We start from the raw sequence: 25,282 nt of genomic DNA on the forward strand, positions 1-25,282 counted from the left end.
ATGGCGAAGACCGCCGCGAAAACAGCGCCCGTATTTGAAGGGTTGACCGCATTGATGGAGCGTCATGCAGACGCCCTCTCCAGCCAACTTCAAGCACATCATCTCAAGGTCTTCCCTCCGACCTCCGAGAAGGGAATTCGAACATTTGCGCCATCCGAGGCGTCCAAGCTGCTTGGCGTCGGTGAGTCTTATTTAAGGCAGACTGCTTCGGAAATGCCAGAGCTGAACTTGACCATGAGCCCAGGTGGTCGGCGGACTTTCTCGATCGAAGACATCCATGCAATCCGCAAGCACATGGACCAGGTCGGCCGCGGGAACAGACGCTACCTGCCGCATCGCCGAGACGGTGAGCAGCTTCAGGTTATTTCAGTGATGAATTTTAAAGGCGGGTCGGGTAAGACGACCACCGCCGCGCATCTCGCACAGTATCTGGCCATGCGCGGGTACCGGATTCTGGCAATCGATCTCGATCCTCAGGCAAGCCTTTCCGCCCTCTTCGGTAGTCAGCCAGAAACAGACGTGGGTCCGAACGAAACTCTCTACGGCGCCATCAGGTACGATGAGGAGCAGGTACCGGTCGAGCAAGTGGTCCGAGGGACCTATATTCCCGATCTCCACCTCATCCCCGGTAATCTCGAACTGATGGAATTCGAGCACGACACGCCGCGTGCGCTGATGAAGCGAAAGGAAGGCGATACGCTCTTCTACGGTCGGATCAGTCAAGTCATCGAAGACATCGCGGATAACTATGACGTTGTCGTTATCGATTGTCCTCCCCAGCTAGGCTACCTCACGCTGTCGGCATTGACGGCGGCAACCTCCATCTTGGTCACTGTGCATCCGCAGATGCTGGACGTGATGTCCATGAACCAGTTCCTGGCCATGACATCGAACCTGCTACGCGAAATTGAGAACGCCGGGGCCGAGTTCAAGTTCAATTGGATGCGCTACCTGATAACGCGTTTCGAACCAAGCGATGGACCGCAAAACCAGATGGTAGGTTATCTTCGGTCGATCTTTGGTGAAAATGTTCTCAATTTCCCGATGCTTAAGACGACAGCGGTTTCGGACGCCGGCCTGACCAACCAAACCCTTTTCGAAGTCGAGCGCAGCCAGTTCACGCGCTCGACCTATGATCGAGCCTTGGAAGCCATGAACGCGGTCAACGACGAAATCGAAGGCCTGATTAAAAAAGCATGGGGTAGACCGACATGAGCCGCAAGCACATCCTCGGGGTCTCGACAGACGCACCCGAAACGCCCGCAGCAGAGAGCCGGACGGCAAAGAGCCGCTCCATGCCGCTTCTCGGGGTGGTGAGAAAGGAGCGCGACCCGTCAACGAAGCTGACCGCAAACATTGGCAACGCGCTACGCGAGCAGAACGATCGACTTGGCCGCGCGGAGGAGATTGAGCGGCGGCTTGCTGAGGGCCACGCCGTGGTGGAACTGGACGCTTCGTCCATCGAGCCCTCCTTTGTGCGGGATCGCATGCAGGGGGACATCGACGGACTCCTTGATTCAATCCGCGAGCAAGGGCAGCAGGTCCCGATCCTGGTGAGACCTCATCCCGACCAGCCAGGCCGATATCAGGTGGCCTTTGGCCACCGCCGACTGCGCGCGGTTCTAGATCTTGGCCTTCCTGTAAAGGCAATCGTTCGTGACCTGACGGACGAGCAACTCGTCGTCGCGCAGGGCCAGGAGAACAATGAGCGTGAGGATCTCACCTTCATCGAAAAGGCGCGCTTCGCGCATCGACTGAATAAGCAGTTCTCGCGAGAGATCGTCATTGCCGCAATGTCGATCGATAAAAGCAATCTGTCGAAGATGCTCCTTCTTGTCGACGCCCTCCCCTCCGAACTGATCGATGCCATTGGGGCCGCTCCAGGAGTTGGACGACCCAGCTGGCAACAACTGGCAGAACTGGTCGAGAAGGCAGCTTCGCCGTCGGACGCGATCAAATTTGCGGCCTCAGCAGAGGTGCAGACGCTGCCATCGGCAGACCGCTTCAAGGCGCTGATAGGCCATCTCAAGCCGCGTCGCATCGCGCGCGGGCTTCCGGACGTCATGTCGACCCCCGATGGCGACAGACTTGCGCAGGTGACACAGAGCAAGAGCAAGCTGGAGATTACGATCGACAGGAAAGCCACGCCAGACTTTGCCGCCTTCGTACTCGAACATTTGCCGGCGCTTTATCAGGCACACCGTGCAAAGCATCCACAGAAACAGGGAGACTAACCCGCAAAAGAAAAGAGCCCCCTCAACGTTGCCGTCGTGGAAGCCCTTCTGTCTCTTTAGCACGAACAGAATCGCATTTCCTCGAATCTTCGTCAAGAGTCTTTGGCGCCGTTTTGGTGAGCTGATTTCTTTTGCCTGCTGAAAGGTGAAAGACGATGCAGACAGGAAGTGTGACGACGCCATTCGGGCGGCGGCCGATGACGCTTGCGCTCGTGCGGCGCCAGTCGGCTTCGGCCGATATCAAACAAGGCAAGGCAGCGGATAAGTGGAAAGTCTTCAGAGACGCCTCCGCCGCCATGGAACTACTCGGGATTCAGTCCAATAGCCTCGCGGTTCTTGACGCGCTTTTGAGCTTTTATCCTGAGAATGAGTTGCGCCAAGACGCCCAACTGATTGTCTTCCCCTCGAATGCTCAGCTTGCTTTACGAGCGCATGCGATGGCGGGCGCGACTTTGCGCAGACATATCGCCATCCTGGTGGAAGCAGGCCTAATCGTCCGCAAGGATAGCGCCAATGGAAAGCGCTACGCCCGTAAGGACGGCGAGGGACGCATCGAGAGCGCCTTCGGTTTCGATCTGTCGCCGCTCTTGGCACGGTCCGAAGAGTTGGCGATGAAGGCGCAGCAGGTGATGGCCAACAGAGCGGCGTTCAGGAAGGCCAAGGAGAGCCTGACGATCTGCCGACGCGATGTCCGCAAGCTAATTACGGCCGCGATGGAGGAAGGCGCCGAAGGCGACTGGAAAGCGATCGAGGACATCTATGTAGCGCTTGTGGGCAGAATCCCGCGCGCTCCGACGCTCACCGATGTAACGACGATCCTTGAAGAAATGGAGATGCTGCGCGAGGAGATAGTCAATCGGCTGGAATTTCACGAAAATTCCGAAAATAATAGCACCAATGATGCTCACAATGAGCAGCACATACAGAATTCAAATCCCGAATCCATCCGTGAACTTGAACCTAGCTCTCGAAAAGAGCAGGGAGCGAAGCCGAGCGAAATCCGCCGGCCGAAGAGCGAGCCGCTTAAGGCGTTCCCGTTGGGTGTGGTGTTGAAGGCATGCCCGACGATATCGGACTACGGGCCGGGTGGCGCAATCGGAAACTGGCGAGACTTGATGTCAGCGGCGGTAGTCGTTCGATCGATGCTGAAGGTGAGCCCCTCGGCCTATCAGGAAGCCTGCGATGCCATGGGGCCGGAAAATGCGGCCGCGGCTGTCGCTTGCATCCTGGAGCGCGCAAACTTCATCAACTCGGCTGGCGGCTATCTGCGGGATCTGACAAGGCGCACGGAACGAGGAGAGTTTTCGCTTGGTCCTATGATAATGGCGTTGTTGAGGGCCAACGGGCAGGGGAGTTTGCAAGCTGGGTAGGTTTCAATGAGCCCGAACTCGAAAATTAGATGCGGGTGGAGCGGCCAAGAAAGCATCTGGGCAATTTTCTTGGTGGTCAGCTGACCACAGTCCTAAGCAGCTGAAAATGAACGTATGTTATGGGGGCAGGGTCGTTCCAGCTCTCTGGGTTGGGGGCTGTGGGACGCGTGTGCTGTGTTGAGAACAGGGGGCGGCGCGCCCAATTGGAAGCAGCGGATTGAGAGGACCACGGCGCCGGGAAGGGCTCGACGGCGCACCCGGCGGTGCGATCTGGCCGGAGATCGGCGGTGGAACGCATGCGGCTGTCCGCGACCTCTTGGGCCGAGTTCAGGGATGGCTGCGCCGCTCCAATAGGGCGCCGCTGTTGAAAGGTTTCGTAGATCCATCTGCCCTTGCCAGGCGACGATGGCGCCCCTTTCGCCTTCAGCGATGACAGCGGTATGGGGGGCGGTGATGATGCTTCCTGAAGAAGTCAGCCTCACAGCCGTGCCCCTCAGGGCACAGGGCGCCGAGGGCATCTTTTTTAGTGGTCAGCTGACCACAGCCTTAAACAACTGAAAAACAATCGTTTTTCGAACGTGATTCTGGAAAGAGAGTTTCTTATCTCATGATCCGCGGATCACGTACTTCCGCGAAAAGCCAGCCACGTGAAGCGGTCCATGCAACCCAAATTCCGCTACTGATCGAATTGCTTGGCAAGCCTACGAACCTTGGCAGCAAGGTCCGTCTCGGGGCTTTCCCCTTCAAGACCCTGCGCTTTGTCGAAACTATCGACCTGCAGTTCATGCAAGGCGAAGAAGTCATGGGTGTAGATTGCCTTCTCACTCCCGGCCGTCTTCACGAACACAACGATGTTCTTGGTGTCAACCTGCGCTTCGAGCCGTATCAGGTGCTCGCTGTAGGCGTCGAAATTTGGGTGCACAAAGCGATAGTTATTGCTGTCTTGAAACTTGGTTGAATCGTCCGCGTCTACGACAAAGCCGTCTCCGCTACGCTTGAACTGCATGTTGCACCGCTTGCACGCGGCCGCGAGATTCCAGATCGCATAGCTGAATGGTTTGTAGACCGGCTTTCCCTTGGGAAGGATGTGCTCGCGATCGGTCATGTACGGGCCCGCACCATTTAGGTTCAGGCGGCAATAACAGCAATTTCCGCCATGGCGCGCGAGGTGATAGGCGAGGATCTTGTCCTTCGCGCTTTTGAGCGCCTGCAGTTCGTTCTGGTCCTCGGACTTCCAGTCCCAGGGCTTCTCTATTTCCAAGGCCTTCCCGACCGCCGCAGCTTCCTCCACACTCAGCTGAAAATCGTCAAGCGCCGGCAAATAGCGGTCAACCATCGCTCTTGTTGTCCCCGCGCCGCTGTGCATCGACCTACTCCATCAAGTCTTCAACCGCTTTGAAAAACTTCCGCTGTTTTTCGTCGAAGCTCTTGATCGCCATATCGTTGACGAGCGCAATCGCGCTGTCGCGGGTAATTTCACCGCGTTCTACCCGCGCAACGACACCTACCATCTCCTCGCTCACGAAATGGCTTGCTGGCGTGATCACATCAAAAGCGCGCCAAAGGACGCCTTCCACGTTCGCTGCTGAGTCCTTGGCCTCCTGCAGATCGAGTACGGACGGTTCGCCATCTTGAACTTGAAACACAGAGACAATATCGGGCAAGGCTCCAAGAGCACCAACGACGATCAAAGGCGCGTGGGTCGCGACGACGATCGTGGCGTTGCGGTAAAAGACTGCCGCGACGATCTTCTCGAGATACTCCCGCTGCCAGCGGGGATGTAGGCTGTTCTCTGGCTCGTCAATCAGGATAACCGGTTCCTGGCCGATGGAGCTGATCAAGAACACGAGGGAGGAAATCAGTGCGAGTTCACCCGAACTGGCATTCAGTAGCTCAATGACTTCGCCATCGTGCCTTTCGAGAAAGACCTGGATTCCGCGAATGCGTCCAAGCCGTCGAAGGCTATCCTCGCTTCGGAGGATAGCTCCGAATTCTCGACCCAATGAAAACGACAACGCCGATTCCCCTTGGTGAATCCAGAGAATTTCGGCAGGGTTATGCCGACGCAAGAATGCGACGACTGCGTCGTAGTCGTTTGGATCGAACAGGAAATCTGCTGGGTCTAGATATGCCGTGTACGGGTCCGAATCGACGAGGAACCCGAACCGTGGCCGATAACCGCAGTATTCGAGGATCGCGCCGATCTGGTAAAATCGTGAGTCCGGTTGGTCGATGGTCCTTCCGATCGCGCGCTTGACGATGCTCTTTGGAGACCTGCTGCCTCTGCCGGCCGTGATGCGCTTCAATCCACGCAAGCCGGAAAAGCGATCATGGGCGGTGTTGGAAATGATTGCCAGATCCCGATCACCACGGATCTGGATCGCGAGTTCGCGAAGAAAGCGGCTTTTGCCGGAGCCGTTGGGTCCGACGAGGATGGCAACCTTCTCAGCGACGGGCCTTTGGTTCGCCAGTCCAAGCCGTTGCAAGTTTGAGGAGGCCATTTGATGTCCTGGACGGCACGTTTCGAGTGTGAGGAAGGGCTACGCTACGTAGAGGATCCGAATCAAGCCCTCCGATGAATACCCTATCCGCCATCCTCTTCAATTTCGTCCAGCGCGGTCTTCAGAGCATCCGGGCGGCCTTGCCACTTCGCCGTACCGCACTGTTATAGTAGCTCGACGCCTGCTGGACCGATCGATGCCGCGACTGCTCCATCGCTTCGGGTAGGGGAATGCCTCGGTTCGCAGCCTCCGTGAGGTACCCGGATCGCAGCCCGTGCGCCGAAAACTCCGCCGGCTCCAGCCCGGCCATCCTTACCCGCTGCTTGACGATGTCGTTGACGGCCTTCGGATCGAGCGCCCGGCGGCTGACATTGCCCCAGCGGTCGATCGCCCGAAACACGCTGCCACTTTCGATTTTGCCGGCCGCCAGCCAGGCGTTCAGGGCGACTACCGGTCGGCCGGTCAAATAGACGACTTCGTCCTGATCGGCGCCGGAGGTCTTGGTCCGACCGAGGTGAATCGACAAAGAGGGGAGGAGGCTTCCATCCTCAGCCTCAACCGGGGCTTCGATCGTCAATTGTTCTCTTCGGAGGCCGGCGACTTCGCTGCGGCGACGACCGCCGGATGCGAAGGCGACCATGAGGATCGCCCGATCGCGCAGATCGCGGAGACTGTGTTCGCCGCAGGTTGCCAGCAGCTTCGCCAGCACGTCGCCGGTCACCGCCTTGGCGCTCTTACGAAGGCGTTGTCGCGGCACGGCACGGACGGCGAGGCGAACGGCCGACTTCAGGGCAGGGGAGGCGAAAGCACCTTGAGCGCCGCGCCATCTCGTTAGCGTCGACCAGTTCGCGAGCCGCCGCCGCACCGTGTCCGGCGCATGCGGGCCGGTGGACCTGAGGAAGCCGCCATCCCGCAACGCGTGCTCGACGTCGGCCGGCATGCCGTGCTCGGGATCGGTCTCGCGCTGGCGCGGATTCCAAAGATGATGCACCACGAATTTCAGCAGCAGCGCCTCCGGCGCCGGCCAGGGCAGGGGAGATCCGGTTGCGGCTAACGACCAGGCTTCCAGATAGGCAAGATCGGAGGTCAGCGCGCGCAGCGTGTTTTCGCCCATGCCTTCGTTGACGAGATGCCGCAGTGTCTCGACATCCTGGTCGGTCAATAACTCGGCGAGCTTGTCGCGCCGGTCGATCGGCAGCACCGCGGCGATCGTATCGAGCTGTTCTGCGCGGCGCTCGACCGCCGGCGGCACCGCCGGCTGACCCGGCCGCGCGACCATTAGGCCTGCTCCTTCTGTGGCCGCCACCGCGCGATGATCTGCTCGATCTCGCTCCGGTAGTCATACGGGTAGACGATGTCCTCCTCGCGGGCGAGAAAGGTGAAGATCGTCGCCATGTCCGCACCAATGTGCGGATCGACATTGGCAAGATCGGTGAGATCGAAACCGCCATGCACGTCGGCGTTCCACCAGGCAAGCAGGAAGTTGGCGACGCGCCGGCCTTGGCCGGTGTCCTCGTGGGCGACGTTCAGGAGCTTTTCGAGCGCAAATCTCACCCGGTCATCCATGGCACCCTCTTCCTCGTCCGTGAGTGCAGCGATTGACGACGTTCATCGGGGCAGGCCGTGGTCGTCATGGAGATCATCGTGGTTGGAGGTCGCATCAGCGGGCACGGTGGCGCGTCCCTCGGCAGCCAGCCTCAGGACCTCGTCCATCGTCCCTTCCCCGGCGGCAATCGATGTCAGCGCAGCAATCGGCCGCCTGTGGCGGCAGATCAGGATCTCATCCTGACCTGCCGCCAGGTCAATCAATTCCTCGAGCCGTGCCGAGGCCTCGTCAATCTCAACCAGGAGTTTCATGTTCAACGTCCTCTACCAGACACGTTCGTGCAGCACTGCATCGAATACCAGATCGGTGGAGACGAAAGCGCAATGCTCGAGCCGCGCCTGGGCCGCCAGAATCCGGTCCCAGGGGTCGCGATGCTCCCAATCGAAGGCAGCGGCGAGTTCGGCATGCAGATCGCTGATGGCAAGAGTCTGCAGGCCGCTGGCGGTCACCGCGGCGCGCAGTTCCTGCGGTTTCAGGTCGAGCTTCTTCAGCCGCATCTTGTTGTCGAGTTCGTAGAAGGAGACGGCGCTGACGAGGATCGTGTTGGCCTTGTCCTCGATCAGCGAACGGGCGGTCGCCGAGAGCCGATCGCTGCCGATCGTCCACCAGTAGACGGCATGGCTGTCGAGCAGCACTTTCATGAGCGGTTCTTAGGATCGCTGGACTCGCCCTGCCAGATGCCGGTTTCTTCGGTGAAGTCGCCGGCGTCGATCGCCGCCTGTTCGGCATCGACGTCGTCGAACAGGTCGTCGGGAAGTTGGCGATGACGCAACAGGCCAAACGGTCGCTTGCCGCCATCGGCGGGGCCGATCCGGGCATAGATTTCGTTGCCGCGCATGATGATGATTTCCTCGCCCTGATTGGCGCGTTCGAGCACCTCGGCGAAATTCTTGCGCGCCTCGCTGATCTTGTAGGTCGACTGCGGCATGGACGGCCTCCGAAAGCTGAGATGACCGCTATTATAGCTCAATTGGCAAGGCGTACAAGCAGGCTGTACGCATCACTTTTGATAAGGGTTACTTATCGATGGTTAGAATGCCAACCGATAATCATACCATGTGGCGAACCGTAATATTTAAATAGAGTTCCTTTAGCAAATCATTTACCATAAATTCAATGGCTTACGATCTCACGAAAATCAGCATGAGTGCCCTGATGCAGCCGGCTTTCGACGCCGGCTGTGGCTTTTAGCTTCCGATTTCAATCGAAGCGCTAAGCGAGAAATTCGGCACCGAAATATCCCCTTACGATTTCACTCCGGAGTAGGGGAGGGCTCACCTAAAGCCCTGATGCCTTGGTCAGATTCACGCGGAAGCGATCCCGCCGCCGCTGATATCTGCGGGTCATCTCTGCCGACGCATGACCGAGCTGTTTCTGGACGTAACGCTCGTCGACTTCAGCGGAAGAGGCCAAGCCCGCGCGAAGGGAATGGCCTGAAAACTTGAAGGCGCGTTCAAGTTCGCTGAGATCCCCTCGAACGCCTGCGGCCATCGCGGACCTTTTCACAAGCCGAGCGACTTCCTTGTCGTTCAGCCGCTCTGACCCGACTGCCTTCCCTTGCCCTGTCACACGGCGAAACAGAGGGCCATGAGCCAGCTTGGCGAACTTGATCCAGGTCTCGATTGCGGCGACCGGGCAGGTCGTATCGGCCGAGCCGCGACCGACCTCGACTTCTCGCCATCCGGTTTTGCCGCGCAGCGTAATAAGCATGCCCTTGTCGAGGATCTCGATCCAACCGCGACCGTCCTCAGTCTGGTCGGCCTTCAGGTCGAGGCCGACGATCTCGGAGCGCCGAAGGCCGCCAGCAAAGCCGATGAGCAACATTGCCCGATCGCGCAGGCCGCGCAGGGAGCCGCGATCGAGCGTCTCGACCATGGCTATGATATCCTCAGCCATGACCGCTTCCTTTTGGACAGGTGGCTTGGCGTGGCTGTTGCGTATGCCGGCCATTACGGTTGCGATATGCCTGTCTTTGCGATCGAGCGAGAGACCGCGCTGGGCATAGTTCCAACTGAGGGAGGAGAGGCGTCGCTCAATGGTCGAGACAGAGTTGGCCTTGGTGCTTCGGTCAACCGTGCCGGAAGCACAGGCTGTGATGTATAGCCCGACGGTTTGTGGATTCGGAGGGAGCGGAGCAAGATTGGACCGCCGGCACCAAGCAGCAAAATGCTTCCAGTCGGAGGCATAAGCCTTGCGCGTATTTGCGGAACTGGCCGCTTCAACATAACCCCGGGCGCGATCAGCAAGGCTTGCAAGATGGGCGGGCGTCTGATCCTGAGCAGCGAGGGAGGGGAGGGGACTTTCACCTGACACCTCTGGCGCGGAAACATCGCCGCCCGAGGCTGTGCTGAGAGACGGCGCTGAGGTCTCCTCGACGTCAATTTCGGTGTTCTGCTCGATGATTTGGGCCATTCTCTATATAAAGAGCAAGACGTCCGATAATGCAAGATTATCGGACATAATATTATGCCGACATGCTGTGCGTTTTAAATCAATTATCTGGCCTAAACCGCACAGTCCGGTTATGATCCCTGCATGGATTTTCCGACGCCCGCACTATCGACCCCTCATGTTTGGTTGCCCAGCCTGCCCGGTTGGGCGCTGGCCCGCCGTCGGGAAACGGATGAAGCAAGCGCTGCCTTTGCTGCCGGTATCGCTCTGAAATCAATAGATGATTTGATCCGAGCAGACCTGCCATGGCTCGGCTGCTGGCGCGACCGCCTCGCCCTGAAATCGGCTGAGGTTGCGGCAAAAATGGTTGGTCGCGCTGAGGAAGAAAGTGCCATTCGCGATGCGGTATTGCTCACTGGTGCAGGTGACGATCCAGGTCCTGCCGGAAAGATATTTCTCGCCACACGATTGCTTGTGCGCCGTTCCGGCCCGATTGGGTCACTTGTCGTGAAGGAACTTGCCGATCTTTTGCAGCTTCGATGGGATGACGCCCTTGCTTCGATCCCGGATGAGGTCGATTTCGCGATCCAGTCCGCACGCGCGCCGCCTTTCGTCGCGGCGGATCTGATAGCAACAATTTGCACCGCCCGTGCCGATGCGGAAGTTCTGGCGTTGGGTCTCGCCGATATGGTGTTGGCGCAAAAACTGAAATGGCCCAAACCTGTGCCGCTGCTGCTGCCCGAGCGTTTTGGGCCTGCATTCCGCACGATCGGCGGTAGAGGACGTGTGCGGCCGGGCGAGCCTGCTTATTCGAGGGCGATCTGCCTGGCAGTGGTCGCGGGCGTGGAGGCGGCGTTACGTTCGGGTACCGACATTGATCGCCGCGCGGCACGGTTGATAGCTGCAGCGCCGAAGGTGCGGACCAAGGGGGCCAATGCGGTTATTCAAAAGCTCCTCAGCGAGGACGCTGTTTCGGCATCTGCGCCGGGTAGTCATCTGTCACGCTGGGCAGCCACTCGTCTGTTCGATCGATTGGAGAGTTTTGACGCGGTCCACGAGCTATCAGGTCGTCCGTCATTCCGAATATTTGGGTTGTGACAATGAGCAAGTCTCCAGCAGCCAAATCCGTAAGGCGACCATCACGAAATCGGCAGCAAGACGTCCTGTATGATCGCGAGTTGGAGGATCTGCCGCCTGAGCTGCGCTGGCGGGAGTGGATGCTGCGGGTTGAAGCGGTTATTTTTGCCTCAACTGAGCCGGTGAGCCGTGAGTTTCTTGCGCGGGTGGTTGGTTCAGACTGCAGCATCGACCTGGTGATTGACGATCTTGTCGAGGAGTTGCAGGACCGTCCCTACGAGCTGGTGTCGGTGGCTGGCGGATGGCAGCACCGCACCCGACCGCGGTTCGCCGAGACTATCCGCGTCTCGACCGCCCCGACACAGTCCATAGCGGCGTCGCTTTCTGAAACCGAGGCGATGGTCGTGACTGCCATCGGATACTTTCAACCCGCCACCCGGGCAGAGCTGTCGGAGATTTTTGGCAGAGAGATTAGCCGTGACACGATCGCCGGGCTGCGGGATGCCGGCTTTATCGTTTCGGGGCCTAGGAGCCCGACACCCGGTGCGCCGTATACATATGTAACAACAAAACTGTTTTTGTCCGTATTCGGATTTGAAACTCTTCGTGATCTTCCAAATATCGAGGCACTGGAGGATGCAGGGCTTCTGAGCAGGCGAACTGTGGCAAAGGCTGGTAATGATGCAAAAGCCGATATTGGCTACGGTGACGATGACGATTAACAAGCCGGCTGTAGATACTTAATTCTCCGCTGCACTTAACTTGACACTGAGAGCATCCGTTCGGAGCTGAGCTGTCATGGGTGACGTGGTGTCGGTAACACACTGTTGTGTTGTTAAGCTGTCCAGATGACTGTGACATGTAGGCAATTGGTCGGTTGCGGCTTGCCGCCGGTTATCCCTAGTCTACGGGCAAACCCGTCCACAACATTCTGATCGCCACGTTGTTTCGTGACGCAGCTTGATCGGCGCCGTCAGTATTAATACAGAGTTCCACCGCCATCAACCGACCGATAGTCGAATAAAGAGATCTCACATACGCGACGCCGCAAGCTGCGCAATCTTGACGGTCGCGTCGTAACCGACGCCATTGGACATGATGGTGATGCTGTCTTTGCCCTTGAACGTGTACACCGAGTAAAAATTCATAGGATTTTCGGTGATCTTCAACCCCCAGGCACTATCTCCTAACGCAGGAATCTCCACGAGTTCCCCCGGCTTGTTTTCGGCCTTCATGATTTCGATACCCTGATCGAAATAAGCCCGCTCCGCTCCAGCGGGGATACCAAGGCTTTCGCCCTTGAAATACATGACCTTTACATAAGTACCCGATCTGCTGCCCTCCCAGGAACAAAGACCGTTGTTCGTTTCCCGGACACGTGCCGGAGCGCCAACGAACTGCTCCATATCGGCCGCAGGCACCTTCAGGCAAGCCGGCTCGTTGGGATTGACCGACACTCCTGGTGCTTTTGCTCCGTCCGCCGCTATGGCCGTGGTGGCTATGCTCAAACCCAATAATGCTAGTCCGGCATGTTTGCGCATAGCTCATCTTTCGGCTTCAACTTTAACTTGAATGGCGGATATTTACTCGCGATGGCTAATTTTTAGGCTATTCTATCAAGTTATTTATAATTCATAAACAGATTGACCCTAGATTTAACGGGTGCGCCCATGATTGTCCAATCCTCGGCGAGTTGAGGATGGGGATCCTCAGCGAAGCATCATTCTGCCAGACAGCCCCGAACAGTTGCCGAATTATCCAGAGACGTGCGTCTCTATTGCCTGGTTGAGGATGTAATGACTATCCGTGTGAAACTGCTTGCCTGCATCTCGGTGCTCACCGCTACAATTATGATGATTGCTGCCTTTTCCTTCTACGCGATGGAAGAAGAAGCGAAAATTGCTGACTCCATCGTGGTTGATCGCGTCGAACCGATGGAACATTTGAAAATCATCGGTGATCGCTATGCGGTCAACATTGTCGATACCGTTCACAAGACCCGTTCCGGGGTCCTGTCGCCGATGCAGGGGACAGCGAATGTTCAGTCCGCACTGACTGATGTGAACGATCATTGGAAGGCGTACACAGGTACCACCCTGACAAGTGAAGAAAAGGAGCTTGCCGATCACTTCGAAGAAGCGCGCCGGAAGGCAGACGTCCACGTCCAAAAGCTTCTCGGTATCCTCACGTCGAAAGATGCTTCTGCGCTCGCCAGCTTCGCAGACAAAGAACTTTATCCGGCAATCGATCCTCTGGGTGGAGATATAGCCAAGCTAGTCGAGGTACAGATCCGTGTTGCCAAGGAAAAGCTGGCGGAAGGCAATGCCCTGAAGTCTATGCTGACAACCTTGATGATAGCGCTGATAGCAATGGCTGCCGCCGTTTCCACCTTTTCGATCTGGACTGTCATTGCCGGCGTTATCCGTCCTGTAAACGCCATTACTGGCGCGATGGACGCCCTAGCAAAGGGCAATCTCGACGTCACCATTTATGGCGAAGGACGCTCTGACGAAATTGGTACCATGGCGTCCACGGTCGGTGTTTTCCGCGATAACGCACGTGATAGGGTTCGGCTTGAACAGGAAGCCGCAGCCAACCGTTCGCTTTCCGAGCAGGAGCGTGCTGACCGTGAACGCCTGCAGGCACAGGAGGCGTCGGAAGTTCGCTTTGCAGTCGATAGCATCGGCAGTGCGCTAGGCCGTCTCTCTGAAGGCAAGTTGAACTACAGGATTACCGAAACCTTTGCAGACCGGCTTGATCAGGTCCGTCTCGACTTCAATGATGCCGTCGCAAAGCTCGAAGACGCCATGCGGCGCGTCGGCCAGAATGCCCAGGCAATTGCAGCCGGGTCCAATCAGATCCGTGCGGCGGCCGACGATCTCTCGAAGCGGACGGAACAACAGGCAGCATCGGTCGAGCAAACAGCAGCGGCACTGGAGCAGATCACGACGACGGTCACCGACTCAAGCAGGCGTGCCGAAGAGGCCGGCAACATGGTCCAGCAGACGCGCCAATCGGCGGAGCACTCAGGTGCGGTGGTCAGCAGAGCTGTCACCGCGATGCACGAGATCGAGACTTCGTCGAATGAGATTTCCAACATCATCGGTGTCATCGACGAGATCGCCTTCCAGACCAATCTACTTGCACTGAATGCCGGCGTAGAAGCCGCCAGGGCGGGCGAGGCGGGCAAAGGCTTTGCCGTCGTTGCACAGGAAGTGCGCGAACTCGCGCAGCGTTCTGCAAAAGCTGCAAAAGAGATCAAGGCGCTGATTGGCAAATCGGGAGTACAGGTCAAGAATGGCGTCGAACTGGTGACGGAAACCGGCAAAGCTCTGGAACAGATCGTCGCGCAAGTTCAGGGTGTCAGCACCAATGTCACGGCGATTGTCGAAGGCGCTAAGGAGCAGGCGACGGGACTGCGGGAAATCAACACTGCCGTCAACACCATGGACCAGGGCACTCAGCAGAATGCCGCCATGGTCGAGGAATCGACGGCGGCAAGCCATTCGCTGGCCAGGGAAGCGGAGGCACTATTCCAACTGATCGCCAGTTTCGAGATTGGTTCAACCCATGCAGCCACCGGTCCTCGCAGAGAAATGGATAGAGCGTCTGCGCCGTCTCCGGCAAGACGTCTGATGGCACGCGTTTCTAACGCCGTGCGTGGCAACACCGCTGCGAAGGTCGATAGCTGGGAAGAGTTTTAAAAATCTGAACTGATACCTGTATCCCCACTCTATTGACGCAGCTTCCGCCTAATCTTGTCGAAACGGTTAGGCGGAAGGCTTCAAGCTCGACGTCTACATCTCGTTCGCGCGCGAGTACGTCGCCAAAATTCCTGACAATGTTCAGCCGTTGATTTCAAAAAGATCATCTGGAATATCTTCGTGAATTCCAGAAAATTGCCGAGATCGATTCCATCGCCCGTTTCAAAGATGCTCCCGAGGCACAGGCTTTGAAGTGAATTTTCAACATTGGCAACGGACGATCGCGGTTGCATCTCTCCTGCACAACGGCGACGTCACCGAAACCCGTCTCATTTGCTGAGCGGTTGCAAGGAAGTGCGAAAGATCGACAAATGGTCGGCTACCGCCAACCGCCGACCGCCCCGGTTGACGGGCGAGCGCATCCGTGAGCAGTCGGATTAGGACATTATTGCCACCATCTTTCGCGATTGGCGATCCGAGAGCCCGACCAACCCCATGAACATGCCGCCTGACTGTGCCGTCTTCGTATGGGTGGCATACAAGTTGCTCGTAGCATCGTGCACGAAATGACGCGGACAAACCAGTCAACAACTTTCGCTGATGGACGCCGGTCAATTGAGGGATGTCCATTAACCGCCGGACGAGCAGATTGTCGATCGGGGATCCGGCAATGAAACCGCTGCCAAAGATTTCATGGATGCATTGGTCAAGCTTTATCACCGCCGGGCATAGGTAGATGGTCGAGGCACGACGGAAGTCGTGACCACACCGGGCACAATAGTGGTGCGGTTTGAGTTCGCTCTGATCAAAGGCTGCCACGGGCTGATTGCAGGAGGTGCATCGATCTCGCAACCTGTTGCTATGCTTTTCGCAGGTAAGTCGTGTTGCCAGCCGCCACTCTCGCCGAAAGTATGGGTGCGCATCAGTAGCCAGGCATCGCGGGCAGAATTGTAGCCATGTCGACCCCTGCCGTCGGTGAAGGTTTCGGAGGGGTAAAAAAAGCTGCCTTGTTTGATTGTCCGGCAGTGTCATAGCGGTTAGCTGTTCAGGTGTGATATCCGCATACGTCTGCAGCTGTTTTGCCAAGGTGATGGAAAGCTTTAGATCAAGCCTGGCGGACCACATTCCAGGTGTGAGCCCCAGTACTCGGGCGAAAGAGCGCCCTGGTACACCGTTGGCATAGGCAAGCCTGTGTAGCCAGCTCGACAATAGCTCGTCTGGCTGTGGCATGAAAGTGATGGGCCACCGTGTGGAAATTGTATCCAGGTAGCGCTCTTGGATGTCGATGAGTGGTGCGTCGATTTCTATGCGGGTCATATCAAACACCTGCGCAACGCCGCATTGCGCCGATGCGAAATGGGGGTGTAGCCAAGCTCATCGATACCGGTTTTGGTAATGCGTTCCGCTCCAGAACGAAGCGCCCCCACGGCAGCTTTGGTCACAACGGAGACAATCTCTCCGATCAAACCTTCCGATAGGCTGAAAATTCGTTGAGCCAATGTTTCATCCGATAGATCGGAGGCCTTCGCGAGAGGCAAAGCCGCTTCGAGGCTGTCGAGGAGGGTCAGGTAGCTTTCGTCATATTGCCACCTCGGGATTGCAACGAGGTCAAAGCGAGTTGCCATCTCGCTAGTCGCGTTGACAAAATCGTAGATGGCGACTTCGCCGATGAGGACAGGCGAGATATCATACTGCCGGCCGATCCGGCGGAGAAAGGCAAACACCCCTTCGACGTCGCGGGACCGTCCCCGTAGAGCATTGTGGAACTCGTCAAATATCAACACCCTGGGTTTGATGCTCTCCAGCAGGTGATCCAACTGCTCCGCCTTCCGGCTAACATTCCATATATCGCCACCAGGCGCATGAAACGCCTGAAGAATACTGCCATAGAAATGGCCAAGTCCTGCTCCTTCACGTGTCTGAACAATCCAAACTCGTTGGTTCGGCGATGCCCGAAGGTGCTCCACCGCGAACCGCTCCGCGATCATGGTCTTCCCATTTGCATAGGGGCCTATGAGCATTAGCCCTTGGGTCCGCAGTGACACAGGTCGGGCCAGCAAGTCAGCCAGTCGTTGTTGGGTGTCCTTCGCGATTTGATGGCCAATCCACCTCGGCGCCCGCATATAGGCTACGCGTTCGTCATCTCCGAGGTCGAGAATGGGACGTACGTGGTCAAATAAATGATCAGACATGCCGCTTACCAGTCTTCCACCGGCAGACGATTCTTCTGTCTCTTGGGGTGAGCCCGGTTGGCCGGTGCTTCGCCTGGAGCGATTGAGGCGTAGGGCTTTTTAGCTGCCGTGGCATGCGCTCTACGAACCGCGTCCCGACGCTCCCGTTTGGAGAGCTTGGCAGCATCAGCGATGGCAGATATCTCACGGCGTAGAGCCACTTTTTCTATGCTTGAGCGCTGGTTGATAGCGCGCAATTGAGCGCGTTCCGCATCATGCTCCCACAAGGTCACCGGTTCAATGCGGCCATCGCGGCGTCCGACGGGTCGAAACGATCGGGTATCTGGATCACGAACATAGATATGGCTGATATCACGGGGATCGTATCGAACCTCAAGCTTACCGAGCCGGTCGCGTTCTGGAACGAAAGACCCGAGCCAGGAGCAATAGTAATGCAATGCGAACATGCTCAATCCCTGTGGTGAAAGTTGTCGGCCAGCGCTGGGCAGGAATGACAGAAGTACTCGTTGCGGCTCGTCCTCGTGTTCGGGCGACCCCCCGCTACCGCGTAGCCATTCTGCGGCCGGCACTTTCAGCGTTTTGGAATTCTCCTGTCTATTATGATCAAGGATTGCCAACGCCAGGCAGCGTTCCAATTCAGAGAAGCTCAGGCAAGCGCGCTGATGTGACGGATATTCGTCGCGATCGGCCACAGAACTTCCTGACGAACCGGGATATGTGGACAGCACCCCATTGAGCTTGCCCAAAAGCCGCTCGACAACGCCGCCTTGATGAACTCTACCGCGGTCGCGATGGCGAATACGAATCCCGTAGTCGTCGCAACCATGCTGAAAAGCATTTCCCTTGAATTCCTTGGCCGAGTCGGTGAGCAGAAGCTTCGGACGGCCGAACATTGGCCATGCATGGTGTATCGACCGAGCGGTAAGCCATTCGTCTTTCCGGCAGATCGCGTGTGCCAGACAAAGCGCAACAGACAAGACAGAGGGCTTTTCTAGGGTAAGGCAGAAGCCAAGAATGGCGCGGGTCGCAACATCGATGACGATCGTCAGATACGGTCGACCGATGAATACGCCGCCGTTGTTGACCACCTCCACGAAATTTATGTCGGTCGGAGTATGGTCGATCTGGCAGACATCAAGCGGGTGCGGTGCGTGGATATAACCCGGCCGCGGCTTGAGCCGCATGAGATGCTTAGGATTGGCCGACCGTTTTTTGGCGATCTCTTCCACGGAGAATAATGACGGGATTCGCCGGGAAATCGTGACGTAGGAAGGGATAACGACGCCGGCTTCCTGACATCGGGCGCGGATCTCGGCAACAACCGGCGCAAGAGGCGGCGCTTCAAGTGTCATCCACTGCTCGCGCAATGTTGTTTGGATGATCTCCTCTGCCTTCTCCGATAGCCGCTTGCGCCGCTCGGAAGGCAGCCGAGGCAATAATGCTGTTATCGTTCGCTCAACCCGATACCGGGCAAGGAGATTATAGATTTGTCGGGATGTTAGCTGAAGTTCAGCCGCTGCCCTGGCAATCGCGTCTTTCTTGGCTCGTCCAGCATCCAAGACACGATCGAGTTCGCGGGCGGTTCTCCGCGCCTTCAACCAGTCTTCCTCGGAAGGAAAAGGGCCGGCTCCACGATTTTGAAGTGGCTTTGGCATGCGCTGCCCCGTCGAAGTCGTTAGCGAAAATCTGGGCTATTTTTGCGCGCTAACTCTAACAAACGTATGACGTTTTGCCGTTTGAAATTCCAAAGTAAAAGCGACACCGGCATTGCGCTCACCCGTCTCGACGAGCGGATTTCTCGCTCGCCCGCCGGCGCTGGCTTCCTCGAGAGGCAAGACTTCGCCGACGCCTGCGCCTCGCTGTGGATCGACGGCGAGCTCGTCCATCTCGAGGATCTCGTTCTCCACGACGCCACTCGCGACATCCGCACCCCGACCCACGAACTGACCATCGCCCGCGACGTCCTGCGTACCCGCCGGCGTATCGCCGCGCAGCCGCCCGGCTGGGCGCTCAGCCCCGACGGCCTCCGCAGCCTGCGCAGGCACAACGTTTTGGCGGGGCAGGCGTGGCCTGCAGCATCTCTGGATGACAGCGCCACCGAGAGCAAAGACGCCGCGGTGCCTGTTGATGCGACGGAAGCCGGGGAGGGCGAGGACAGCGACGACGCCAGCGTCCTCGACGCCGAGCTGGCCGCCATCGATGCGGTGTTGGCGCGCTCGGAAGCCGTGTTGAAGAGCGCGGCCGCGCCAACAAGTCGGGTGCGGGATCGTGACCCACTTGTCTATGATCTCGACTGGGACGAGGACGCGCGGCTGGAGGAATGGCGCACCGTGCTGCGCCAGGCCGAAAATCTGCCGCCGGTGCTGCAGGCCGTGGTCGCCCTCGATGCCTGGAACACGATCGAGGTTCTGCAGCACGCGCCTTGGCTCGGCCGGCACCTCGCAGCCTCGATCCTGCGCCAGGGTGGCATTGCCACGGGCGCTCACCTGGTGGCGATAAATCTCGGCCTGAAAACCATCCCGGTTGATCGGCGCCGGCATCGCAGTCGAGAGGTTCGGCTGCTGGCCATTGCCGACGGGCTGATTGCGGCCGCCGAGATCGGGATGAAGGAACATGATCGCCTGGCGCTGGCTCGAACACTGATGGAGCGAAAGCTGGACGGGCGCCGGACGTCTTCAAAACTGCCGGAGCTGGTTGAGTTGGTGATGGCCAAACCATTGGTGTCGGCAAAAATGGTGGCGAAGACGCTCGAGGTGACGCCGCAGGCGGCGCGCAGAATTGTTATGGAGCTGGGGTTGCGGGAGATGACGGGGAGGGGGAGGTTTCGGGCATGGGGGATTATCTAGTCGGATAAGTTCTTCTGCCGCCGTCTGTGACGCTGTTTTCCCGTAGCCCTGGCTTCGTAGGCTCACGTTTTCTTCTGCGCACCTCTCTGATGAGCGCTAACACGAAGTCCGGATGGGAAACAGGTCCTCGCCGTAATGGTGAAGCCTCGTGTGATGGCGACGACATAGCCACCGGACTTTCAAAGGCTCATCATATTGATCGTGATGGGCATCGACGGCTGCGTTGCCGCAGACCTCACACGTGTTCTTCCTCAGTTCGCCCACCTTTAAGGCACGCTGCACGATGAGGTGAGCCTCATACTTTGTCGGATTGGCTCGTCGCCAGTTTGCCTGACGGGTATCGGTCTTGAGCATCTAGGTAGTCTTCCCGATCAGTTCAGGGTGTAGCGCTTCCAGGGTATCGCCTGCATAGGCACCCGCGACAGAAAATTAACGAGATCACGTCGACCACGATATGTCGGGACGCCCCGGCTGTTTTGCGCCATGAGAACAATCGGCACGCCGGGGAATGCTGGCTGGAAGCTATAAGCAACCTCATCGGCTTGAGGGCCGCTGTTGAGAACGTGCGGCTTAACAATGACGACGGCGAATGTGACGCCCTGCTCGCGAACTAATGCGCCTTCAAACTGCATTTCTTCTCTCCTTTGATGAAGAGGCCGCCTCACTCCAGGCGGCCTCAGGTTTTAACCACGTGGCGGGAACGGGTCGCGACCGTAGGAATCCTTGTCCCGGATTTGACCGTTGGGACGGTGGATGACCACTTCGCTCTGCTGGTTGATCGCAATCTTGCGAGCAGCAGCAGCCGCGTCGGCCTGCGTTCCATGCGTGGAGGTCACTCGCTCATTTCCAGCGCCCCGCACGGCCCATTCGCCGTTGTGGGGAACCACATGCTGATTTTTCTTTGTCATTGCATCAGATTCCTTTTTCTTGAGTGCCAATCGACTTTACATTAATTAAAATTTAATTGTCAATATGGCTAATGTGGTTTACGGACTGGGGTATATATTTTACGCATGGAGTGATCATGACCATTGAGATGAAAAATGTGCTGGAGTTAGCCGATGCGGCGTTATCCGCTGACTACACGCGCGTACGCAGAGCCGCGAATGCGCTCGCGCGAGACCTCGACAAGAATGGTGAGACCTCCATTGCCAAGGAACTCAAGGCGCTGGTTCGGAAGAGGGGGGTGCCTTTGAAGGCGTCCGGTTACATGGAGTCCCTGCCTGTCGACTCGAAATCCCGGTTGCCGCTTGTCGAAGAGCAGACTTGGCCCGATACACCTATTTTCCTAAATGAAAGCGGTTGGCGCGTGTTCAGCGATTTCATCGCGGATGCCCGTCGCATTGATGACTTGAGTGCCAAAGGATTGGCGTCGCGACTAGGGCTTCTGCTCTCCGGCCCGCCCGGAACAGGTAAGTCTCTTCTTGCCGGGCACATCGCTGCACAGTTGTCACGACCCCTCTACGTCGTCCGGCTCGACTCCGTGATATCCTCGCTGCTCGGCGATACGGCAAAAAATATTCGCTCGGTTTTTGATTTCGTACCGGCGCGGAACGCTGTTCTATTTCTTGATGAAATGGATGCTGTTGCAAAATTGCGGGATGATCGACACGAGCTGGGCGAGCTCAAGCGTGTGGTCAATACCGTCATTCAAGCGCTTGATGGGCTGGACCCGAGTTCGATCGTGGTTGCTGCAACAAATCATGCTCACCTTCTCGATCCTGCGATCTGGAGAAGATTCCCCTACAAGATAGATCTTGGGCTTCCGGAGGAAAGCGTCCGTGCCGATCTTTGGCGGCATTTTCTCTTTGAGGATAAAGATGAAGATGGTCGCGCCGAACTGTTTGCTACAGTGTCCGAAGGACTATCGGGGGCCGATATCGAAACGATGAGCTTGTCAGCACGGCGTCATGCGGTCCATGATTCGCGTGACATCGATTTTGGAGCCGTCATTGCGGCTCTGTTAGAGCCCAGCTCAGGGCGGACCGCCCCTGTCCAACGGCAGCCATTGGACGCCGAGCAAAAGCGGCAGGTGGCGATAGCATTGAAGGAGAAACACGGTATTGCGGGCGCGGATACCGCCCGCATCCTTGGTGTGTCACGGCAAGCCATTTATGCATATTTGAAGCAACAGGATGGGGAGGCATAGCATGGCGGAAGTTCGAGACCAGCCCCTTCTCTATCCTGTTTTGAGCCTTCAAATGGACCCGGCGCTCCGGAGTCCTACAGGGCGCGGCAAGGGCATTGAAAGTATCGTCACGGAGCGCCTCGGCCGACAGCAGGAAGTTCTTGCGAGCGAAACACGCGATATCTATGAGCACCGCGCGGAGTTGCCGACATATTCGGGGCTAACTCACCTCGTAGTTCGTATGTTTACCGAAGATTCCCTCGCTCCGACACACACACCAGACGACCTCTTCTCCCAGCGTCACGGCTGCAGGCTGGTTGCACCCCTTCCAAGCGGTTATTTGATCGAGGCCGACATCAAACAGTTGCCTCGCCTTCTCGACGCGATCCAACGTCCGGTCGGCTATGCGGTGCAAGCAGACATATCGCGAGTTTCGTCACTGGAGCGATTTGATGCGAAAAGTCGATTGCGCGGCCGGTCAGTCAATGAGCTCTGGAATTCCGCGCCGGAGGATGACGATGGACGTTTGTTCGTGGTCTGGCTTGCTCCTTTTCGTGATCGTGATGCCAAGGTAGAGGTCCTGGAGCGTATTCAGGGCTTTGCCAATGAGAGGTTGGTATTGCCGACTTTCACGAGTGTACGGTTGACGCTAGGCACATCAGAGCAAGCGGAAGAACCGCGCGCTTTAACGACGCCGCGACAATCCAGCATAGCAAGGGCCATGCGGGATTACCGAAACACCGGCGTCGGCCGAGCCACGGTTCGTATTCCGAACAAAGAAGGATTGCGGCAGCTAATCGCCTCCGGTGCTTCCTATCGAATCGATCCTGTGCGGCCCATCAGAGTGGCGGCCCCTGGCGAAGGAGCTGAGCCTCCTGCGCCGGTAATCGATCAAAACGCACCCGTCGTCGTTGTCGTGGACGGGGGACTGCATGCGAAAAGTTACAGCGCAGCTGAAGCCTTCAAGGCAACGCCTTTCGTGACGAATGCCCAAGCTGATAAGCTTCATGGCAACTGTATCAGCTCACTCGTTGTCCATGGCCACGCCTGGAATAATAATCGATTGTTGCCGGAGCTGAACTGCCGCATTGGATCGGTTCAGGCGGTCCCCCATAAGAACGCAAACCGTCGTTTCGATGAGCGTGAGTTGGTTGACTACCTGACGGAGGTTGCACGTCTTTATCCAGAGGCACGCGTCTGGAATATTTCCGCCAATCAAGATGGCATCGGCTTAGACCCCTCAGAAGTGAGCGTTCTTGGGCACGAAATCAGCCTCCTGGCGAGATCGGCGGGCTTTCTCCCTGTGATCTCCGTTGGAAATGTCAGCCCGGACAATAATTCTCGACCCAACCCGCCAGCTGATTGTGAAGCGGCAATTGTTGTCGGTGGCCGTCAGGCGCTCCCAGATGGAACGCCGGGCGACCGTTGCCCTGCCTGCCTGCCCGGTCCTGGCCCCGATGGGATGATGAAACCGGACTTATCGTGGTTTTCAAATCTCAGGATGCTGGGTGGAGTTGTCGATACGGGAAGCAGTTACGCAACGCCGTTGGTATCGTCTTTGGCAGCCCACACTTTCGATAGCTTACGTGAACCAACGCCGGATCTGGTTAAGGCTCTCCTCATCAATTCAGCGGAACGCAGCGAGCACGATCCCAACCTCGGTTGGGGAACGCCGTATCAAGGGCACCTTCCTTGGACCTGCGCGCCTGGCAGCGTCACGCTTGCGTGGCGGGCACAACTCGAGCCGGGAACCGCATACTACTGGAACGATATTCCCATCCCTCCCGAGCTGGTGCGAGATGGAAAGTTGTTTGGGCGCGCCAGCCTGACCGCCGTGCTGCGACCCCTCGTTTCGCCGTTCGGCGGCGCGAATTATTTCGCCTCTCGGTTGGAGACATCTTTGATGTACCCTACTGGGCCAAAGAAATGGCCCTCCCTTCTTGGTTCAATGAAGGAATCGACACTGCCGGAGAACGACGCTCGTGAAGAGCTGCGAAAATGGCAACCGATCAGAAGGCATTGCCGGGATTTTACCAAAAGCAGTGGGCTAGGCTTTTCCGGGTCGCATATGCGGCTATATGCGCGCGTTTACATGCGCGACCTCTACCAATTTGGGTGGACGCATCACAGTCAGGCTGGGCCGCAAGAAGTGGCTTTCGTACTCACGCTTTCGAGCGCTGATGGAGAGAAGTCGATCTATGACTCGACAGCTCGTGCGCTTGGAAACTTCGTTGAAAGCGCGGTCTTGAACCAAGACATCGAGGTCTCGAATGAGATTTAGAAGGTCGACGTCTTCCGAATCTGCAATTACCCCTGCAATCGAGGCAGTTACGTGAGGAGTGGCCGGCTTTCCTTCGGTTTTTCCGAGAGAGAATTTGGCGAAGCGTTGGCTCTCAGGACCGCTACCGTGGGAGTGAGGCCGGTAGATGCCGTCGAACAGCTGATGACACAAATTCTCGTCGAAAATCTTCGGCAGCAAGCAACTTTAGAGCTCCGGAAGATCCCCTCGGTGAAGCTTCACTCGATGTATTTCAAGGAGCGCTGTGCATCCTTGGCGCGGCTTGCGGACATCGGATACGAAACCTGGTATGTCGAGCTGGCCTTTTCCACAACCAAAGAGACCATGGTTGACGTCGTTGAGATTGACACGCAGGGTTTGCAACTCAGTCCCATAAATTATGGCCCTGCGGGGCTGATGTCCATCGACTTTGGTCGAAGCAGCTAAAAACGCAAACAAACCACATCCTGCGTCTGAACCACGTGACGATTCCGCCCAGCATGTTTCTTGAAACCAAGAAAATGATGGAGGCGATCCCCCTTGAGCAGCCGCTGGTCGCGAACCCTCGACCTGGGCCGCGTACGCAAGGCTATGAGTTCGGGATCGAGGGCTTTGAGTTTGTTGCATTTGACCATTTGATTACCGGGGAGCGTTGTTTCTGTTCATGCGCACGCCCGGCCCATGGCAAAATGATATCAGAGGCTATGCGGATTGCGTCTCATTCAGGCGCATGGACCTATCAGGTTGTTCGATTGTTGTCGGATGCGACCTACATCGACGAAATATGCCACCTGTGTATCGCCCGTCGCTCGGGACCGGAGGCTGCTGCTGATCTCTACGGTGATGATATTGGGGAGTTTATCGCGCCGTATATCGATCAGCTGGACCCCTCTAAAAACCTCCCCCTTTTCGGCAAATCGTGATTCAATCCGACATGCGCGATTTGGCGGGAGCA

26 protein-coding genes are annotated in these 25,282 nt (G+C 57.4%); 11 read left to right on the top strand and 15 right to left on the bottom strand.

All coding sequences use genetic code 11. From position 1 onward, the window contains the following. The 3 genes from repA to repC all read left to right on the top strand — a co-directional run bounded on the left by repA (nt 1) and on the right by repC (nt 3,604). Entirely contained in the window at nt 1-1,215 is a 1,215-nt protein-coding gene (gene repA / locus ACST81_RS24885) for a plasmid partitioning protein RepA (RefSeq protein ID WP_064334742.1), read from the top strand. Beyond that, nucleotides 1,212-2,234: a plasmid partitioning protein RepB gene (gene repB, locus ACST81_RS24890; protein WP_064334703.1), complete on the top strand. Its 1,023-nt coding sequence runs from the start codon at nt 1,212-1,214 to the stop codon at nt 2,232-2,234. The genes repA and repB overlap by 4 nt, the downstream gene beginning before the upstream one ends. 155 nt (nt 2,235-2,389) lie before the next feature. Further along, nucleotides 2,390-3,604, top strand: a complete 1,215-nt coding sequence (gene repC, locus ACST81_RS24895; RefSeq protein ID WP_142843340.1) for a plasmid replication protein RepC — start codon at nt 2,390-2,392, stop codon at nt 3,602-3,604. A 676-nt stretch (nt 3,605-4,280) separates the two neighbouring features. Here the strand turns inward: repC and ACST81_RS24900 are convergent. The 8 genes from ACST81_RS24900 to ACST81_RS24935 all read right to left on the bottom strand — a co-directional run bounded on the left by ACST81_RS24900 (nt 4,281) and on the right by ACST81_RS24935 (nt 10,123). Then, nucleotides 4,281-4,970 (bottom strand): HNH endonuclease, encoded by a 690-nt coding sequence (locus ACST81_RS24900; protein ID WP_237681480.1) that lies wholly within the window; start codon nt 4,968-4,970, stop codon nt 4,281-4,283. A gap of 4 nt (nt 4,971-4,974) precedes the next feature. Further along, on the bottom strand, nt 4,975-6,105 hold the full coding sequence (locus ACST81_RS24905; protein ID WP_142843341.1) for an AAA family ATPase: 1,131 nt from the start codon (nt 6,103-6,105) through the stop codon (nt 4,975-4,977). Nucleotides 6,106-6,226: 121 nt separating this feature from the next. Further along, nucleotides 6,227-7,384, bottom strand: coding sequence for a site-specific integrase (locus ACST81_RS24910; RefSeq protein ID WP_142913679.1), 1,158 nt, complete (start codon nt 7,382-7,384; stop codon nt 6,227-6,229). Next, nucleotides 7,384-7,671, bottom strand: coding sequence for a DUF7673 family protein (locus ACST81_RS24915; protein WP_142843342.1), 288 nt, complete (start codon nt 7,669-7,671; stop codon nt 7,384-7,386). The genes ACST81_RS24910 and ACST81_RS24915 overlap by 1 nt, the downstream gene beginning before the upstream one ends. A gap of 42 nt (nt 7,672-7,713) precedes the next feature. Next, nucleotides 7,714-7,962, bottom strand: a complete 249-nt coding sequence (locus tag ACST81_RS24920) for a type II toxin-antitoxin system Phd/YefM family antitoxin (protein WP_142843343.1) — start codon at nt 7,960-7,962, stop codon at nt 7,714-7,716. A 12-nt stretch (nt 7,963-7,974) separates the two neighbouring features. Continuing rightward, nucleotides 7,975-8,352, bottom strand: a complete 378-nt coding sequence (locus tag ACST81_RS24925) for a type II toxin-antitoxin system VapC family toxin (protein WP_142843344.1) — start codon at nt 8,350-8,352, stop codon at nt 7,975-7,977. Then, nucleotides 8,349-8,639: a type II toxin-antitoxin system Phd/YefM family antitoxin gene (locus ACST81_RS24930; RefSeq protein WP_142843345.1), complete on the bottom strand. Its 291-nt coding sequence runs from the start codon at nt 8,637-8,639 to the stop codon at nt 8,349-8,351. Before ACST81_RS24930 ends, ACST81_RS24925 begins: the two co-directional genes overlap by 4 nt. Before the next feature lie 350 nt (nt 8,640-8,989). After that, nucleotides 8,990-10,123, bottom strand: coding sequence for a site-specific integrase (locus ACST81_RS24935; RefSeq protein WP_077472599.1), 1,134 nt, complete (start codon nt 10,121-10,123; stop codon nt 8,990-8,992). Between the two features lie 123 nt (nt 10,124-10,246). Between ACST81_RS24935 and ACST81_RS24940 the strand changes: the two genes are divergently transcribed. After that, a complete protein-coding gene (locus ACST81_RS24940; protein WP_077472600.1) occupies nt 10,247-11,200 on the top strand; it encodes a DUF1403 family protein in 954 nt (317 codons plus the stop codon). Between the two features lie 2 nt (nt 11,201-11,202). Further along, nucleotides 11,203-11,901: an SMC-Scp complex subunit ScpB gene (scpB, locus tag ACST81_RS24945; protein ID WP_077472601.1), complete on the top strand. Its 699-nt coding sequence runs from the start codon at nt 11,203-11,205 to the stop codon at nt 11,899-11,901. Between the two features lie 309 nt (nt 11,902-12,210). Here scpB and ACST81_RS24950 read toward each other — a convergent pair whose 3' ends face one another. Further along, nucleotides 12,211-12,720 (bottom strand): hypothetical protein, encoded by a 510-nt coding sequence (locus ACST81_RS24950; protein ID WP_077472602.1) that lies wholly within the window; start codon nt 12,718-12,720, stop codon nt 12,211-12,213. A 255-nt stretch (nt 12,721-12,975) separates the two neighbouring features. Here ACST81_RS24950 and ACST81_RS24955 point away from each other — a divergent pair, with 255 nt between their 5' ends. Then, nucleotides 12,976-14,883, top strand: coding sequence for a HAMP domain-containing methyl-accepting chemotaxis protein (locus ACST81_RS24955; protein ID WP_269703678.1), 1,908 nt, complete (start codon nt 12,976-12,978; stop codon nt 14,881-14,883). A 261-nt stretch (nt 14,884-15,144) separates the two neighbouring features. Here the strand turns inward: ACST81_RS24955 and ACST81_RS24960 are convergent, their stop codons facing one another. From ACST81_RS24960 to ACST81_RS24970, 3 genes are read right to left on the bottom strand one after another with little or no spacing between them, the layout of a single operon-like run. Beyond that, complete coding sequence (locus ACST81_RS24960) at nt 15,145-16,200, bottom strand: TniQ family protein (RefSeq protein ID WP_077472604.1); 1,056 nt, start codon at nt 16,198-16,200, stop codon at nt 15,145-15,147. After that, entirely contained in the window at nt 16,197-17,075 is an 879-nt protein-coding gene (locus ACST81_RS24965) for a TniB family NTP-binding protein (protein WP_269703680.1), read from the bottom strand. The genes ACST81_RS24960 and ACST81_RS24965 overlap by 4 nt, the downstream gene beginning before the upstream one ends. A gap of 5 nt (nt 17,076-17,080) precedes the next feature. Continuing rightward, nucleotides 17,081-18,730, bottom strand: coding sequence for a Mu transposase C-terminal domain-containing protein (locus tag ACST81_RS24970; RefSeq protein ID WP_269703682.1), 1,650 nt, complete (start codon nt 18,728-18,730; stop codon nt 17,081-17,083). A gap of 66 nt (nt 18,731-18,796) precedes the next feature. Between ACST81_RS24970 and ACST81_RS24975 the strand changes: the two genes are divergently transcribed. Further along, a complete protein-coding gene (locus tag ACST81_RS24975; RefSeq protein ID WP_371338339.1) occupies nt 18,797-19,921 on the top strand; it encodes an RHE_PE00001 family protein in 1,125 nt (374 codons plus the stop codon). Nucleotides 19,922-20,017: 96 nt separating this feature from the next. Here the strand turns inward: ACST81_RS24975 and ACST81_RS24980 are convergent, their stop codons facing one another. From ACST81_RS24980 to ACST81_RS24990, 3 genes are read right to left on the bottom strand one after another with little or no spacing between them, the layout of a single operon-like run. Beyond that, nucleotides 20,018-20,275: a hypothetical protein gene (locus ACST81_RS24980; protein WP_215567775.1), complete on the bottom strand. Its 258-nt coding sequence runs from the start codon at nt 20,273-20,275 to the stop codon at nt 20,018-20,020. A gap of 17 nt (nt 20,276-20,292) precedes the next feature. Further along, nucleotides 20,293-20,553, bottom strand: a complete 261-nt coding sequence (locus ACST81_RS24985; RefSeq protein ID WP_269703689.1) for a hypothetical protein — start codon at nt 20,551-20,553, stop codon at nt 20,293-20,295. A 51-nt stretch (nt 20,554-20,604) separates the two neighbouring features. Next, nucleotides 20,605-20,829 (bottom strand): DUF2188 domain-containing protein, encoded by a 225-nt coding sequence (locus ACST81_RS24990; protein ID WP_112945516.1) that lies wholly within the window; start codon nt 20,827-20,829, stop codon nt 20,605-20,607. Nucleotides 20,830-20,945: 116 nt separating this feature from the next. On the opposite strand from ACST81_RS24990, the gene ACST81_RS24995 reads away from it, so the two are divergent. From ACST81_RS24995 to ACST81_RS25010, 4 genes are all read left to right on the top strand, one after another. After that, nucleotides 20,946-22,070, top strand: coding sequence for an ATP-binding protein (locus tag ACST81_RS24995; RefSeq protein WP_269703693.1), 1,125 nt, complete (start codon nt 20,946-20,948; stop codon nt 22,068-22,070). Nucleotide 22,071: 1 nt separating this feature from the next. Next, nucleotides 22,072-24,330 (top strand): S8 family peptidase, encoded by a 2,259-nt coding sequence (locus ACST81_RS25000; protein WP_269703695.1) that lies wholly within the window; start codon nt 22,072-22,074, stop codon nt 24,328-24,330. Nucleotides 24,331-24,492: 162 nt separating this feature from the next. Beyond that, on the top strand, nt 24,493-24,774 hold the full coding sequence (locus ACST81_RS25005; RefSeq protein WP_269703697.1) for a hypothetical protein: 282 nt from the start codon (nt 24,493-24,495) through the stop codon (nt 24,772-24,774). Nucleotides 24,775-24,827: 53 nt separating this feature from the next. Then, entirely contained in the window at nt 24,828-25,250 is a 423-nt protein-coding gene (locus ACST81_RS25010; RefSeq protein ID WP_269703699.1) for a hypothetical protein, read from the top strand. Nucleotides 25,251-25,282 lie beyond the last annotated feature (32 nt).

It is taken from the genome of Pararhizobium sp. O133, from assembly GCF_051669845.1.
Classification (GTDB): Bacteria; Pseudomonadota; Alphaproteobacteria; order Rhizobiales; family Rhizobiaceae; genus Pararhizobium.

Excerpts from the sequence above, each read along its gene's own strand:
- ACST81_RS25000 (WP_269703695.1), top strand. The coding sequence starts at position 22,072 with ATGGCGGAAGTTCGAGACCAGCCCCTTCTCTATCCTGTTTTGAGCCTT.
- ACST81_RS24940 (WP_077472600.1), top strand. The coding sequence starts at position 10,247 with ATGGATTTTCCGACGCCCGCACTATCGACCCCTCATGTTTGGTTGCCC.
- ACST81_RS25010 (WP_269703699.1), top strand. The coding sequence starts at position 24,828 with ATGTTTCTTGAAACCAAGAAAATGATGGAGGCGATCCCCCTTGAGCAG.
- ACST81_RS24980 (WP_215567775.1), bottom strand. The coding sequence starts at position 20,275 with ATGCTCAAGACCGATACCCGTCAGGCAAACTGGCGACGAGCCAATCCG.
- repB (WP_064334703.1), top strand. The coding sequence starts at position 1,212 with ATGAGCCGCAAGCACATCCTCGGGGTCTCGACAGACGCACCCGAAACG.
- repC (WP_142843340.1), top strand. The coding sequence starts at position 2,390 with ATGCAGACAGGAAGTGTGACGACGCCATTCGGGCGGCGGCCGATGACG.
- ACST81_RS24985 (WP_269703689.1), bottom strand. The coding sequence starts at position 20,553 with ATGCAGTTTGAAGGCGCATTAGTTCGCGAGCAGGGCGTCACATTCGCC.
- ACST81_RS25005 (WP_269703697.1), top strand. The coding sequence starts at position 24,493 with ATGACACAAATTCTCGTCGAAAATCTTCGGCAGCAAGCAACTTTAGAG.
- ACST81_RS24930 (WP_142843345.1), bottom strand. The coding sequence starts at position 8,639 with ATGCCGCAGTCGACCTACAAGATCAGCGAGGCGCGCAAGAATTTCGCC.
- ACST81_RS24965 (WP_269703680.1), bottom strand. The coding sequence starts at position 17,075 with ATGTCTGATCATTTATTTGACCACGTACGTCCCATTCTCGACCTCGGA.
- ACST81_RS24925 (WP_142843344.1), bottom strand. The coding sequence starts at position 8,352 with ATGAAAGTGCTGCTCGACAGCCATGCCGTCTACTGGTGGACGATCGGC.
- ACST81_RS24995 (WP_269703693.1), top strand. The coding sequence starts at position 20,946 with ATGACCATTGAGATGAAAAATGTGCTGGAGTTAGCCGATGCGGCGTTA.
- ACST81_RS24905 (WP_142843341.1), bottom strand. The coding sequence starts at position 6,105 with ATGGCCTCCTCAAACTTGCAACGGCTTGGACTGGCGAACCAAAGGCCC.
- ACST81_RS24950 (WP_077472602.1), bottom strand. The coding sequence starts at position 12,720 with ATGCGCAAACATGCCGGACTAGCATTATTGGGTTTGAGCATAGCCACC.
- ACST81_RS24975 (WP_371338339.1), top strand. The coding sequence starts at position 18,797 with ATGACGTTTTGCCGTTTGAAATTCCAAAGTAAAAGCGACACCGGCATT.
- ACST81_RS24920 (WP_142843343.1), bottom strand. The coding sequence starts at position 7,962 with ATGAAACTCCTGGTTGAGATTGACGAGGCCTCGGCACGGCTCGAGGAA.
- ACST81_RS24970 (WP_269703682.1), bottom strand. The coding sequence starts at position 18,730 with ATGCCAAAGCCACTTCAAAATCGTGGAGCCGGCCCTTTTCCTTCCGAG.
- ACST81_RS24955 (WP_269703678.1), top strand. The coding sequence starts at position 12,976 with ATGACTATCCGTGTGAAACTGCTTGCCTGCATCTCGGTGCTCACCGCT.
- repA (WP_064334742.1), top strand. The coding sequence starts at position 1 with ATGGCGAAGACCGCCGCGAAAACAGCGCCCGTATTTGAAGGGTTGACC.
- ACST81_RS24915 (WP_142843342.1), bottom strand. The coding sequence starts at position 7,671 with ATGGATGACCGGGTGAGATTTGCGCTCGAAAAGCTCCTGAACGTCGCC.
- ACST81_RS24990 (WP_112945516.1), bottom strand. The coding sequence starts at position 20,829 with ATGACAAAGAAAAATCAGCATGTGGTTCCCCACAACGGCGAATGGGCC.
- ACST81_RS24910 (WP_142913679.1), bottom strand. The coding sequence starts at position 7,384 with ATGGTCGCGCGGCCGGGTCAGCCGGCGGTGCCGCCGGCGGTCGAGCGC.
- ACST81_RS24960 (WP_077472604.1), bottom strand. The coding sequence starts at position 16,200 with ATGACCCGCATAGAAATCGACGCACCACTCATCGACATCCAAGAGCGC.
- scpB (WP_077472601.1), top strand. The coding sequence starts at position 11,203 with ATGAGCAAGTCTCCAGCAGCCAAATCCGTAAGGCGACCATCACGAAAT.
- ACST81_RS24900 (WP_237681480.1), bottom strand. The coding sequence starts at position 4,970 with ATGCACAGCGGCGCGGGGACAACAAGAGCGATGGTTGACCGCTATTTG.
- ACST81_RS24935 (WP_077472599.1), bottom strand. The coding sequence starts at position 10,123 with ATGGCCCAAATCATCGAGCAGAACACCGAAATTGACGTCGAGGAGACC.